Origin of the sequence: Streptomyces sp. CLV115 (assembly GCF_038448545.1) — a bacterium.
Lineage (GTDB): Bacteria > Actinomycetota > Actinomycetes > Streptomycetales > Streptomycetaceae > Streptomyces > Streptomyces sanglieri.
This window is the reverse complement of sequence record NZ_JBCEWQ010000213.1, coordinates 1-12,155: the sequence shown is the minus strand read 5'-3', so window position 1 is coordinate 12,155 and position 12,155 is coordinate 1. Positions and strand designations below refer to the sequence as shown.

At 71.1% G+C, this 12,155-nt stretch carries 9 protein-coding genes; 5 read left to right on the top strand and 4 right to left on the bottom strand.

Translation table 11 applies throughout. The features are described from left to right. On the top strand, positions 1-1,485 hold a 1,485-nt coding region (locus tag AADR41_RS38565), incomplete at its 5' end, for a CDP-glycerol glycerophosphotransferase family protein (RefSeq protein ID WP_342286854.1). Here AADR41_RS38565 and AADR41_RS38560 read toward each other — a convergent pair. Beyond that, positions 1,434-2,042 (bottom strand): TetR/AcrR family transcriptional regulator, encoded by a 609-nt coding sequence (locus AADR41_RS38560; RefSeq protein WP_342286852.1) that lies wholly within the window; start codon positions 2,040-2,042, stop codon positions 1,434-1,436. The genes AADR41_RS38565 and AADR41_RS38560 overlap by 52 nt on opposite strands. A 128-nt stretch (positions 2,043-2,170) precedes the next feature. On the opposite strand from AADR41_RS38560, the gene AADR41_RS38555 reads away from it, so the two are divergent. Next, positions 2,171-3,112, top strand: a complete 942-nt coding sequence (locus AADR41_RS38555; RefSeq protein ID WP_342286850.1) for an ABC transporter permease — start codon at positions 2,171-2,173, stop codon at positions 3,110-3,112. A gap of 4 nt (positions 3,113-3,116) precedes the next feature. Then, positions 3,117-3,896 (top strand): ABC transporter ATP-binding protein, encoded by a 780-nt coding sequence (locus AADR41_RS38550; RefSeq protein ID WP_342286856.1) that lies wholly within the window; start codon positions 3,117-3,119, stop codon positions 3,894-3,896. Positions 3,897-4,046: 150 nt separating this feature from the next. On the opposite strand, the gene AADR41_RS38545 is transcribed toward AADR41_RS38550, so the two are convergent. After that, the gene (locus AADR41_RS38545) at positions 4,047-9,035 is read right to left on the bottom strand and encodes an NAD-glutamate dehydrogenase (protein ID WP_342286848.1); all 4,989 of its coding nucleotides are present in this window, start codon (positions 9,033-9,035) and stop codon (positions 4,047-4,049) included. A 395-nt stretch (positions 9,036-9,430) separates the two neighbouring features. Here AADR41_RS38545 and AADR41_RS38540 point away from each other — a divergent pair, with 395 nt between their 5' ends. Next, positions 9,431-10,000 (top strand): DJ-1/PfpI family protein, encoded by a 570-nt coding sequence (locus tag AADR41_RS38540; protein WP_342286846.1) that lies wholly within the window; start codon positions 9,431-9,433, stop codon positions 9,998-10,000. Between the two features lie 33 nt (positions 10,001-10,033). On the opposite strand, the gene AADR41_RS38535 is transcribed toward AADR41_RS38540, so the two are convergent. Both AADR41_RS38535 and AADR41_RS38530 read right to left on the bottom strand, forming a co-directional pair. After that, the gene (locus AADR41_RS38535) at positions 10,034-10,705 is read right to left on the bottom strand and encodes an HAD family hydrolase (protein ID WP_342286845.1); all 672 of its coding nucleotides are present in this window, start codon (positions 10,703-10,705) and stop codon (positions 10,034-10,036) included. 67 nt (positions 10,706-10,772) lie between these two features. After that, positions 10,773-11,279: a DUF6912 family protein gene (locus AADR41_RS38530; protein WP_342286843.1), complete on the bottom strand. Its 507-nt coding sequence runs from the start codon at positions 11,277-11,279 to the stop codon at positions 10,773-10,775. A 292-nt stretch (positions 11,280-11,571) separates the two neighbouring features. On the opposite strand from AADR41_RS38530, the gene AADR41_RS38525 reads away from it, so the two are divergent. After that, entirely contained in the window at positions 11,572-12,000 is a 429-nt protein-coding gene (locus tag AADR41_RS38525) for an Rv3235 family protein (RefSeq protein WP_342286842.1), read from the top strand. Positions 12,001-12,155: the final 155 nt, after the last annotated feature.

Sequence of the window (12,155 nt, the reverse complement as noted above, 5' to 3'; positions counted from 1 at the left end):
CCGCAGGGGGTGGCCGGGAAGGTGCGTCAAGGGGCGTACGGGGGGCGCCGGTTCACCGCGTTCCTCGCGCCCTCGGTGGCCGCCGGGCTGTCCGAGGGCCGCTGGGAGGCGTATCTGGGCGGCCGGCCGGTCCGGGTGCCGGCCGGGCTCGCCGCCCGGCTGCCGCTGCGCCGCAGCGGTCCGGTCGCCACGGCCCCCGTGCCGGGCCGGGAGTTCGCCCTGGACCGCAGATCCGGCGACCGGCTGACCCTGTGGGCCGGGCCGGTGGTGGTGCCGTCCGAGCGCGGCGCGTTCCGCCGGGCGGAGCTGCGGGGCAGGCACTATCCGTCCCGGCGGGCGATGCCGCTGCGGGACGCGGTCCTCTACACCGGCGGCGATTCACCGCGCGCCGTGCACACCGAGCTCGTGCGCCGGGGCGTGGAGTCGGAGCACCTCTGGGTCACCGACGGGGTCCACGGCGGCGTACCGCCCACCGCCGTACCGGTGATCGAGCACAGTGCCGCCTGGTACGAGGCGCTGGCGCGGTCCCGCCGTATCGTCACTGCCGACCAGCTGCCCGAGTGGTTCGAGCGGCGGCCCGACCAGACCGTCGTGCAGACCTGGCACGGCGCCCCGCTCGGCCGCTTCGGCGCGGATCTGGCCGGCACCCCGTACGCCGACCACCAGGAGCTCGCCACGCTGCCGCACCGGTCGGCGCAGTGGTCCGTGCTGGTCTCCCCGAGCCGCCACGCCACCCCGCTGCTGCGCCGCGCGCTGGACTACCGGGGCGAGATCCTGGAGGCCGGCTCCCCCGCCAACGATCTGCTCTTCTCGCCCGACCGCGCCAAGACCGCGGAGCGGGTACGTCGCAGGCTCGGCATCCCGGACGGCCGCCGGGTCGTGCTGTACGCGCCGACCTACCGCGATCAGCTGGCCCACTCCTCCTGCGGAGCCGACGGCGAGCGGCCGCGCTACCGCTGGGACGCGGCGCTCGACCCGGCGGTGCTGGCCCGGTCCATCGGTTCGGCCCACACGGTGCTGGTGCGCCGCCATCCGAGGGTGACCGGGAGCGTGCCCGAGCGGGCCGGTGTGCGCGACGTGTCGGCGCACCCGGACACCGCGGAGCTGCTGCTGATCACCGATGTGCTGGTCACGGACTACGCGGGCCTGATGTTCGACTTCGCGCACACCGGCCGCCCGATGCTCTTCCACACCTATGACCTGGCGCACTACCGGGACACGGTGCGCGGTTTCTGCCTGGACTTCGAGGACCGGGCGCCGGGCCCGCTGCTCGCCCGGGCGGACCGGATCGCCGCGCTCCTTCGCGACGCCGGTTCGCTGGCCGAGTCGGCGGCCCGGCACGCGGACGCGTACGAGAGTTTCCGCCGCGACTTCTGCGACCTGGACGACGGCGGGGCGGCGGCCAGGGTCGCGGACCGGCTGCTGGCCGACGGTCAGCCCGCCTTGAGGGCGGCGACCGCGGAGACCGCCAGGTCGTCGAGGTAGCCCTTGGGCAGCGGGCCGCGCACGACGGCCAGCCGCCAGTAGAGCGGGCCGACGATCAGGTCCAGCGCCCGGTCCGGGTCGCTGTCCGCGGGCAGTTCGCCGCGGGCCACGGCGTCCCGTACGACCACGGCGGCGATGCCCTGCTGCGGGTCCAGCAGGGCGGCCTTGATCGTGTCGGAGATCTCCGGACTGCGGGCCGCCTCGACCAGCAGGTCCGGGATGACCTGCGAGGCGACGGGGTGGCGCAGGGCGTACGAGGCGAGTTCGAGCACCGCCCGGACGTCCCCGTACAGCGAACCGGTGGCCGGTGCCGGCATGCCCTGGGCCGCGACGGCCGAGACGAGATCGAGGACCAGGGCCAGCTTGGACTTCCAGCGGCGGTAGACGGCGGTCTTGCCGACGCCCGCGCGCCGCGCGATCCCCTCCATCGACATCCGGGCGAAGCCCACCGCGGCCAGCTCCTCGAAGACGGCACCGCGAATCGCATCGGTGACGTCCTCGCGCAGCACGGCGGCTCCGGCGGGGGCACGGCGGCGGGTTCCCGGGTCGGTGGTCATGGCCGAATCATAGTCCGCGAGGACGGAACGGTTGCGTTGCGACGTGAATGCGTCCTACCCTCGGCGTTGCGACGATACGGTCCCGTTCCGTCGAACGTCGCTTCCCCCGCCTCCCGTCGAAAGCGATCGTGGTGAGCCAGACAGCAACCCCACCGGCCCCGGCCGACACCCCCGGCGCGGCGCCCCTCCCGGTGTACGCGCCGGGCGAGCTCGCCGCGCTCGCCGCCCGGCACGGACTCACGATGAGCGGCGCCCGGCCCTCGCTGGCGGCGTACGTCCGGCAGCTGTGGGGGCGGCGGCACTTCATCACGGCGTTCGCCACCGCCAAGCTGACCGCCCAGTACAGCCAGGCGAAGCTCGGTCAGATCTGGCAGATCATGACGCCGCTGCTGAACGCGACGGTCTACTACTTCATCTTCGGCGTCCTGATGAACACCAAGCGCAACGTCGAGGACTTCGTGCCCTTCCTCGTCACCGGCGTCTTCATCTGGACCTTCACCAGCAGCTCGATCACCGCGGGCACCCGGGCGATCAGCGGCAATCTGGGGCTGGTGCGGGCGCTGCACTTCCCGCGCGCCTCGCTGCCGATCGCCCTGGCCCTGCAACAGCTCCAGCAGCTGCTGTTCTCGCTGGGCGCGCTGGTGCTCATCCTGGTGGGGTTCGGCCAGTTCCCGAAGCCGTCCTGGCTGCTCGCCGTTCCGGCGCTGCTCCTCCAGGCCGTTTTCAACACCGGCGTCTCCATGGTGGTGGCGCGGCTGGCGGCCCGGACGCCGGACATCGCCCAGCTGATGCCGTTCGTCCTGCGGACCTGGATGTACGCGTCCGGGGTCATGTGGAGCGTGGACACGATGCTCAAGGGCGACCGTGTCCCGCACTTCGTGATGGTGATGCTGGAGTGCAATCCGGCCGCCGTCTTCATCGATCTGATGCGGTTCGCACTCATCGACAGCTTCGGCGCGTCCCATCTCCCGCCGCATGTCTGGGCGATCGCGGCGGGCTGGGCGCTCGTGTGCGGCGTGGGCGGATTCGTGTACTTCTGGCAGGCGGAGGAGCGGTACGGACGTGGCTGACGACATGACTCACAACAGCGAACCGGTACCGACCGTCGTCGTGGACGACGTCCACATCACGTACAAGGTCAACGGCGCCCGCACCGGAAAGGGCAGCGCCACCTCGGCGCTCAGCCGGATCGTCTCGCGCCGGCAGGCCCCCGGGGTGCGCGAGGTGCACGCCGTGAAGGGGGTGAGCTTCGCCGCGTACAAGGGCGAGGCCATCGGCCTGATCGGCTCCAACGGCTCGGGGAAGTCGACCCTGCTCAAGGCCATCGCCGGTCTGCTGCCCGCGACGAAGGGCCGGGTGCACACCCAGGGCCAGCCCTCGCTGCTCGGGGTGAACGCCGCGCTGATGAGCGATCTGACCGGTGAGCGCAACGTGGTGCTCGGCGGCCTGGCGATGGGCATGACCCGTGCCCAGATCCGCGAGCGCTACCAGAGCATCGTCGACTTCTCCGGCATCAACGAGAAGGGCGACTTCATCACCCTGCCGATGCGTACGTACTCCTCCGGCATGGGCGCCCGGCTGCGCTTCTCCATCGCGGCGGCCAAGAGCCATGACGTCCTCCTGATCGACGAGGCGCTGTCCACCGGCGACGCCAGGTTCCAGCGGCGCAGCAAGGAACGGATCATCGAGCTGCGCAAGGAGGCCGGCACGGTCTTCCTGGTCAGCCACAGCAACAAGTCGATCACCGAGACCTGCGACCGGGCGATCTGGCTGGAGGCGGGGACGCTGCGGATGGACGGCCCGGCGGACGAGGTCGTGGCGGCGTACGAGAAGTTCACCTCCGGCAAGAAGTAGCCGGGGCGGCGAGGGCGTCGGCGACCCGGGTACGGGTACCGCTCCGCGCCCCGGCGCGTACGGGGACAGCGCCCCGGCGCGTACCCGGACAGAACGGAGGGGAGGCGGCCACCGGACACCCGGCGCGCGCCTCCCCTTCCGGTTGCCCGGCTACGCGTGCGTACGGAGCAGTGTGCGCATCGTCCGCATCGCCACCGACAGGTTCGCCAGGTCGAACGCGTCCGACCCCTGGATCTCGTCGAGCGTGGAGCGGGACCGGGCGAGGATCGCCGCGTTCTTCTCCTCCCAGGCCTTGAACCGCTCCTCCGGCGTAGCGGTCCCGTTGCCCGCCGCCAGCACGTCCGCGGTGAGCGCGGCGTGCGCGGCGTACAGGTCCTCGCGGATGGAGGCGCGGGCCATGGACTGCCAGCGGTCGGCCCGCGGCAGCTCGATGATCCGGTCCATCAGCTGGGTGATGCCCAGCCGGTCCGCGAGGTCGTAGTACACCTCGGCGACGGAGAGCGGGTCCTTGCCGGTGCGCTCCGCGATCGCCACGATGTCCAGCGCCGGGAAGGCGGAGGAGAATCCGGCGACCCGCTGGGCCAGCTCGCCCGGGACGCCGGCCTCGGTGAGCTCGTCCAGGATCGACTGGTACCACTCCAGGTCGGCGCCCATCAGCATCTTGGGCAGCTCGGCCCAGACCTGCTCGACGCCCTCCTTGAAGAAGTCGACCGTCTCGGCGATCTCCAGCGGCTGCGGCCGGTTGCCGAGCAGCCAGCGCGAACCGCGCTCGACGAGCCGGCGCGAGTGCAGCCGGATCCGGGTCTGCACATCGGCCGCGACCTCGTTGTCGAGCGCCTCGACGGCGTCCCACACCTGGCCGAGTCCGAAGATCTCACGGGCCGCGAACTGGGCCCGCACGATCTCCTCGATCGACGCTCCGGTCTCTTCCCGCAGCCGGTGCAGGAAGGTCGAACCGCCGCTGTTCACGGTGTCGTTGACCAGCACCGTGGTGATGATCTCGCGCCGCAGCGCGTGCCCGTCGACCGCCTCGGGGAACTGCTCGCGCAGCTGCTCCGGGAAGTAGGCGTGCAGCAGCTTCTGCAGGTGCGGGTCGTCCGGCAGGCTGGTCCGGATCAGCTCCCGGGCCGCCGTGATCTTGGTGTACGCGAGGAGCACGGCCAGCTCGGGCTGGCTGAGCCCCTTGGAGGCGCCCAGCAGTTCACGGATCTGGCGGTCGGCGGGCAGGAACTCAAGACCGCGGTCGAGGTCGCCGTCCCGGCCCAGCCGGCGCATGAAGCGCTGGTGGGCGTGGAGCAGCGAGGACGACTGGGAGGTGGCGTTGGCGAGCGCCACGTTCTGCGCGTAGTTGTTGCGCAGCACCAGGCGGCCGATCTCGTCGGTCATCTCGGCGAGCAGCTTGTTGCGCTGCTTGACGGTCATGTCGCCGTCCCGGACCAGGCCGTTGAGCAGGATCTTGATGTTCACCTCGTGGTCGGAGGTGTCCACACCGGCGCTGTTGTCGATCGCGTCGGTGTTGATCCGGCCGCCGCCGCGGGCGAACTCGATGCGGCCGAGCTGGGTGGCACCGAGGTTGCCGCCCTCGCCGACCACCTTGGCCCGCAGGTCCGCGCCGTTGACCCGGATCGCGTCGTTGGCCTTGTCGCCGACGTCCGCGTTCGACTCGGCGGAGGACTTGATGTACGTACCGATGCCGCCGTTCCACAGCAGGTCCACGGGGGCCTTGAGGATGGTCTGCATCAGCTCGGCGGGGGTCATCTTGGTGATGCCCGGCTCGATGCCGAGCGCCTCGCGGATGTGCGCGTTGACCGGGATGGACTTGGCGCTGCGCTGGTGGATGCCACCGCCCGCGGAGAGCAGGTCCTTGTTGTAGTCGGCCCAGGAGCTGCGCGGCAGTTCGAACAGCCGGCGGCGCTCGGCGTACGAGGTGGCGGCGTCCGGGTTCGGGTCGATGAAGATGTGCCGGTGGTCGAAGGCGGCGACGAGCCGGATGTGCTCGGAGAGCAGCATGCCGTTGCCGAAGACGTCACCGGACATGTCACCGACGCCGACGACGGTGAAGTCCTCGGTCTGGGTGTCGTGGCCCAGCTCGCGGAAGTGGCGCTTGACGGACTCCCAGGCGCCGCGGGCGGTGATGCCCATGCCCTTGTGGTCGTAGCCGGCGGAGCCGCCGGAGGCGAAGGCGTCACCGAGCCAGAAGCCGTACGTGACGGCGACCTCGTTGGCGATGTCGGAGAACTTCGCGGTGCCCTTGTCGGCGGCGACGACCAGGTAGGTGTCGTCCTCGTCGTGCCGGACGACGTCGACGGGCGGCACGACCTCGCCGGCCACCATGTTGTCGGTGATGTCGAGCAGCGCCGAGATGAAGGTGCGGTACGAGGCGATGCCCTCGGCCATCCAGGCGTCGCGGTCGACGGCCGGGTCCGGGAGCTGCTTGGCGACGAATCCGCCCTTGGCACCGACCGGCACGATGACGGTGTTCTTCACCATCTGCGCCTTGACCAGGCCGAGGATCTCGGTACGGAAGTCCTCCCGCCGGTCCGACCAGCGCAGACCGCCTCGGGCGACCTTGCCGAAGCGCAGGTGCACACCCTCGACACGCGGCGAGTAGACCCAGATCTCGAAGGCCGGCCGGGGCGCCGGCAGGTCCGGGATGGACTGCGGGTCGAACTTCATCGAGATGTACGAGTGCGGCTTGCCGCTGTCCGCGCGCTGGAAGAAGTTGGTGCGCAGGGTGGCCTTGATGACGGTGAGGAAGGACCGCAGGATGCGGTCCTCGTCGAGCGAGGCGACCTGGTCCAGGGCCCCGTCCAGCTCTTCGAGGAGGCCGTCGGTCAGCTCGGTGCCGGCGCTCTGCCGCTCCGGGGACATCCGGGCCTCGAAGAGCGAGACCAGCAGCCGGGTGGTGTGGACGTTGTTGCGGAGAGTGCTCTCCATGTAGTCCTGGCTGAAGGTCGACCCGGCCTGGCGCAGGTACTTCGCGTAGGCGCGCAGCACCATCGCCTGGCGCCAGTTCAGCCCGGCACCCAGCACCAGCGAGTTGAAGCCGTCGTTCTCGGCCTCGCCGGTCCACACGGCGGCGAAGGCGTCCTGGAAGCGGTCCCGGGCGTCGTCGGCGAGGTAGTTGCCGTTGGCCTGCGGCATCCGGAGCCCGAAGTCGTAGATCCAGGCGTGCGTACGGTCGGCGCAGCGCAGCTCGTACGGGCGCTCGTCGACGACCTCGACACCGAGCTGCTGGAGGGCCGGGAGCACGGCGGAGAGGGAGACCTGCTCGCCGGTGCGGTAGATCTTGAAGCGGCGTTCGCCGGGGGCGGCGCCGACCGGTTCGTACAGGCTGAGCGCGAAGTCGTTCTCGTCCTGCTTGAGGGCTTCGAGGTGGACCAGGTCGGCCACGGCGGAGCGCGGCGTGTGGTCGGCCTTGTAGCCCTCGGGGAACGAGTGGCCGTACTGGCGCAGCAGCTCGGCGGCGCGCTCCTCGCCGCATTCGGCGCCCAGCGCCTCCTGGAAGCCGTCGGCCCAGGAGCGGGCGGCCTCGACGAGCCGGGCCTCGATGCGGTCGGCCTCGGCGTCGGTGAGGTCGGGCAGCTCGGTGCCGGGTGCGACGCGGACGACGAAGTGCAGCCGGGAGAGGATCGACTCGGTGTTCCAGGCGGTGAAGTCGACGCTGGTGCCGCCCAGCTCCTCCTTGAGGATGTCGATCAGCCGGAGCCGCACACCGGTGGTGTAGCGGTCGCGCGGCAGGTAGACGATCGCGGAGTAGTAGCGCCCGTACTCGTCCTGGCGCAGGTAGAGCCGCAGCCGGCGGCGCTCCTGGAGGTACAGCACGGAGGTGACGACGGAGCGCAGCTGGTCGACGGGCGTCTGGAAGAGCTCGTCGCGCGGGTACGTCTCCAGGATCTGGAGCAGGTCGCGGCCGTCGTGGCTGTTGGGCGAGAAGCCCGCGCCCTCCAGCACCTCGGCGACCTTGCGGCGGATGACGGGCACCCGGCGCACGGACTCGGTGTAGGCGGCGGAGGAGAACAGGCCGAGGAAGCGGCGCTCGCCGATGACGTTGCCGTCGGCGTCGAACTTCTTCACGCCGACGTAGTCGAGGTAGCTGGGCCGGTGCACGGTCGAGCGGCTGTTGGCCTTGGTGAGGACGAGGAGCTTGCGCTCGCGGGCCTTGGCCCGGGCGTCGGCGGGCAGCCGGTCGAAGGACGGGCTGACGGGGTGCGCCTCGTCGACGCTGTGGTGCGGGTCGGAGCGCAGGATGCCGAGGCCGGTGCCGGGGACGGCGGCCAGCGAGTCGGTGTCCTTCAGCTCGTACTCGCGGTAGCCCAGGAAGGTGAAGTGGTCGGCGGCGAGCCAGCGCAGCAGCTCCCTGGCCTCGTTCACCTCTTCGTCGGCGAGGTCGTCGAGCGGCTCGCCGGGCAGGTCGTCGGCGATGCGCAGCGCGGCTTCGCGCATCTTGTCCCAGTCCTCGACGGTCTCCCGTACGTCGGACAGCACGCGCAGCAGGTCGGCGGTGATCTGCTGGAGGTCGGCGCGGTCGGTCTCGCGGTCGATCTCGACGTGGATCCAGGACTCGACGAGCGCGTCGTGCGGCAGCTCGCTCTTCTTGTCCTCGGCGCCCTTGCGGCCCGCGGCGATGCCGTTGCCCTCGGCGAGGACCTCGATGAGCTTGCCGGTGACGTCACGGCGTACGACGACCTGCGGGTGGATCACCACGTGGATGCCGCGGCCCTGCCGGGACAGCTCATTGGTGACGGAGTCGACCAGGAACGGCATGTCGTCGGTGACGACCTCGACGACCGTGTGGCTGCACGTCCAGCCGTTCTCCTCGACGGTCGGGGTGTGCACCCGGACGTTCGCCGTGCCCTGCGGACGCGTCTCGGCCAGCCGGTAGTGCGAGGAGGCGGCACCGAAGACGTCCACCGGGTCGCGGCCCGCGATGTCCTCGGGAGCGGTGTGCAGGTAGTAGCGCTGGAGGTAGGAAAGGAGCACGTCCGGTCCGGGGCGCTCCTGCCCGGCCCCGGTGGCCGCAACACGCACCCGGGAGGTACCGCCCGGGCCACCGACACCACCGCCCGGGCTGTTGTCAGCTACCTTCGCCGCCCGTGCGAGCAGCTCGGCCTTGGCTTCGTCCAGCTTGGTCTGCATGTCCTCTGGCTCCTGTCGCGCGCCGTTGCGTGACGTAGGTGGAAAAGACGACGTACCGCCACGACACGGGGTTTCCGGTCTGAGTCGACGCTATGCCGCTATGAGAGATGCCCGGGGCCGAATTGGCCATTTTTGGCATTCGGTCCAGGTCCGGGCTGAGGGAATCAGCGACGGCCCGGGTGCTGTGGCACTCCGGGCGCAGGCCGGGGGCTTCGCTGCCCCCGAGGGCTATCGCGCTGATCACGGGGTCCAGGCTATATCGCCCGCCCCCATGACCGTCACGAGCCGTTTGTGTAAAAAGATGGCCCCGAACTTTGACACTCTGGACAGCGCGCGAGTCCGTATTGCCTCACTCTGGGAGGCGGAACAGGCCGACGAACCGTGGGAGCCCCGCCATGGCACCGAAGATCCTGATCGTCACCGGCGACGCCGCCGAGTCCCTGGAAGTCCTCTACCCGTACCAGCGGCTGCGCGAGGAGGGGTACGACGTCCACATCGCGGCGCCCGCCCGCAAGACGCTCCGCTTCGTGGTGCACGATTTCGAGCCGGGCTTCGACACGTACACCGAGAAGCCGGGCTACACCTGGCCCGCCGACCTGGCGTTCTCCGAGGTCGACCCCGGGGACTACGTGGCGGTGGTCGTCCCGGGCGGCCGGGCGCCCGAGTATCTGCGCAACGACCCCGAGCTGCGCAAGATCCTCAAGGCGTTCTTCGACTCCGACCGGCCGGTGGCCCAGATCTGCCACGGTCCGCTGATGACCGCGGCGGTCGGCGCGCTGACCGGCCGGCACGTCACCGCGTATCCCGCGCTGGAGCTCGACATGCAGACGGCGGGCGCCACCTTCGAGGACCACGAGGTGGTGGTCGACGGCGTGCTGGTCTCGTCCCGCGCCTGGCCGGACCACTCGGCGTGGATGCGCGAGTTCCTGAAGGTCCTCCGCACGAAGGCCCCGGTGACGAACTGAGGCCCCCGCCGGGCCTCCCTCACCCGACGATGCTCACCCGGCGATCTGCTCGGCAAGCCGCGCGGCCTCGGCCAGGCTGTCCACCACCGGCACCCCGGCCGCCTCCAGGCTGGCCCTGCTGTGCGACCCGCCGGTGTAGAGCACGGCCTTCGCGCCGACGTGGGCCGCGGCCACGGCGTCGTCCACCGCGTCACCGATGATCACCGTGCGCTCGGCGGATATCCCGTCCAGCGCGGCGATGTGCCGCTCCATGTGCCGGGCCTTGCTGCCGCCGGAGGGCCCGGTGCGCCCGTCCACCCGCAGGAAGCGCCGCTCGATGCCGTACCCCCGCACCACGGGGACCAGCTGGTCGTGCCCGTACATGCTCAGGAGTGACTGGCTGCCCCCGCCCAGCTGCCACTGGGTGAGAAGCTCCTCGGCCCCTTCGGTGAGCCCGCAGGCGTCCCGCCGCTCGGTGTAGTGCCGGTGGAACACCCCGTCCATGCGCTCCCACTCGGCCTGTGTGGGCTGCCTGCCCATCAGCCGTTCGTAGAAGCGGGGTATCGGGATGCAGTACATCTCCCGGTACTGCTCAAGGGTGATCGGCGCCAGGCCGACCTCGCCGAACGCGGCGTTGGTCGCGCCGATGACCGCGTCGTTGTCGTCGAGCAGTGTGCCGTTCCAGTCCCAGACCAGATGAGTGCGGTGCTTCCCATGCGTCCCCATGGAAAGAAAATACCCGCCCCCTCCGACAACCGTTCGAGCCGATGCGCCCGCCCCGGTTCCCTCGCCCTCACGGGATCAGATGCGGAATCTCCTGGATCCCGAACCACAGCAGCTCATGGTCCTCGGCGCCGTCCACGGTGAACTGCGCGTCGTCGTCCCCGAGGTCCGCCGCCCCCAGCGCCGCGGCCGCCGCCGTGACGTCCTGCTGCGCGTCGTCCGCGTCGACATGCACCGCGGCGGCCTTGGCGAGCGCCACGGGAGACGCGATCCGCACCTCGCCGAGCGAGGACGGGTCGAGGCCGTGGTCCGGGTCGGCGACGGCCGAGCCGTCCGGCACCTCGACGGCCACGACGACGCGCCTGCGCACCGCGTCGGGGTTCTGCGCGATCATGCGCAGCGAAGCGGAGGCGGCCCGGTTGAGCGCCGCGTACTCCAGCTCCTCGATGTCGTCCGAGACGTACCACTCGCGCAGTGCGGGGGTCACCGCGTACGCGGTGAGCGGCCCGGGACCGATTTCGCCCGCCCGGTGCGCCGCTGCGAGACCGGACAGGGTCAGGGGGACGTACACGCGCATGGCCGGGTCGCTTTCGTAGTCGGAAACGCCCTCAGGATACGTGTGACGTCCCCCTTTGGGGTCACGTGCACCGATGCCGCCCCGTCCACCCGGCAACCACCCCTCACCCTCCCTGCGCCCGTCCCGGACCCCGCCCGGCACCGCCCGCATCACCCGGATAGGTGATTCCTCCCGACCGTCCCCGTCGCCCTCCTGCCGCTTGCGGCCTCCTCGGCCGTCGCCGTAGAAGGTCCACAGCAGAAGTTACCGCCCGGTATTTCACCGGGCCTCTGAAGCACGGGGGCGATGATCGATGAGCACGAACAGGACCCGGCCCGCCGGACGCCGCGACCAGCGCAGGCCCGAATCCGTACCACCCCAGCGCACCCGGACTCCCCGGCGCGTACGCCCGCACCACTGGTTCGCCGACCGCCTCCTGGCGGTCCTCAGCGGCCAGCGCCCGGTGCACTGGATGCTCGGCCACACCATCGGCGAGGCCTACGACCAACTCGCCGAACTGGCCCCCCGCACCCCGCTCAGGGCCCGCGGCGCCCGCCCCGTGATCCGCATGTGCCACGGCGCCCAGCCGGCCCCGGGCGTGGTGGAGGCCTGCGCGAGCATCGCGGCCGGCGAGCAGGTACGCGCCATGGCCTTCCGCCTGGAACAGGGCCCGGACCTCCGCTGGCGCTGCGCAGCAGTGGAACTCGGCGACGAACACCTGCAGCCGGCCCGGTCCCGCTAGCCGGGCCGAGGCCGACGACAGCGAGGGGAGGCGGCCCGGACAGACCGGGCCAGGCCCCTGACTGGCCACCACCAAACCGACAACGCAGCAGAACCGAGACGGGGCAAAGACGGAAGCGAAGGGGGACGGACGGAGATGGGGGGATGGCACAGGGC

Coding starts and splice junctions, on each gene's coding strand:
- AADR41_RS38550 (WP_342286856.1), top strand. CDS start 3,117: ATGACTCACAACAGCGAACCGGTACCGACCGTCGTCGTGGACGACGTC.
- AADR41_RS38525 (WP_342286842.1), top strand. CDS start 11,572: ATGAGCACGAACAGGACCCGGCCCGCCGGACGCCGCGACCAGCGCAGG.
- AADR41_RS38545 (WP_342286848.1), bottom strand. CDS start 9,035: ATGCAGACCAAGCTGGACGAAGCCAAGGCCGAGCTGCTCGCACGGGCG.
- AADR41_RS38535 (WP_342286845.1), bottom strand. CDS start 10,705: ATGGGGACGCATGGGAAGCACCGCACTCATCTGGTCTGGGACTGGAAC.
- AADR41_RS38530 (WP_342286843.1), bottom strand. CDS start 11,279: ATGCGCGTGTACGTCCCCCTGACCCTGTCCGGTCTCGCAGCGGCGCAC.
- AADR41_RS38540 (WP_342286846.1), top strand. CDS start 9,431: ATGGCACCGAAGATCCTGATCGTCACCGGCGACGCCGCCGAGTCCCTG.
- AADR41_RS38560 (WP_342286852.1), bottom strand. CDS start 2,042: ATGACCACCGACCCGGGAACCCGCCGCCGTGCCCCCGCCGGAGCCGCC.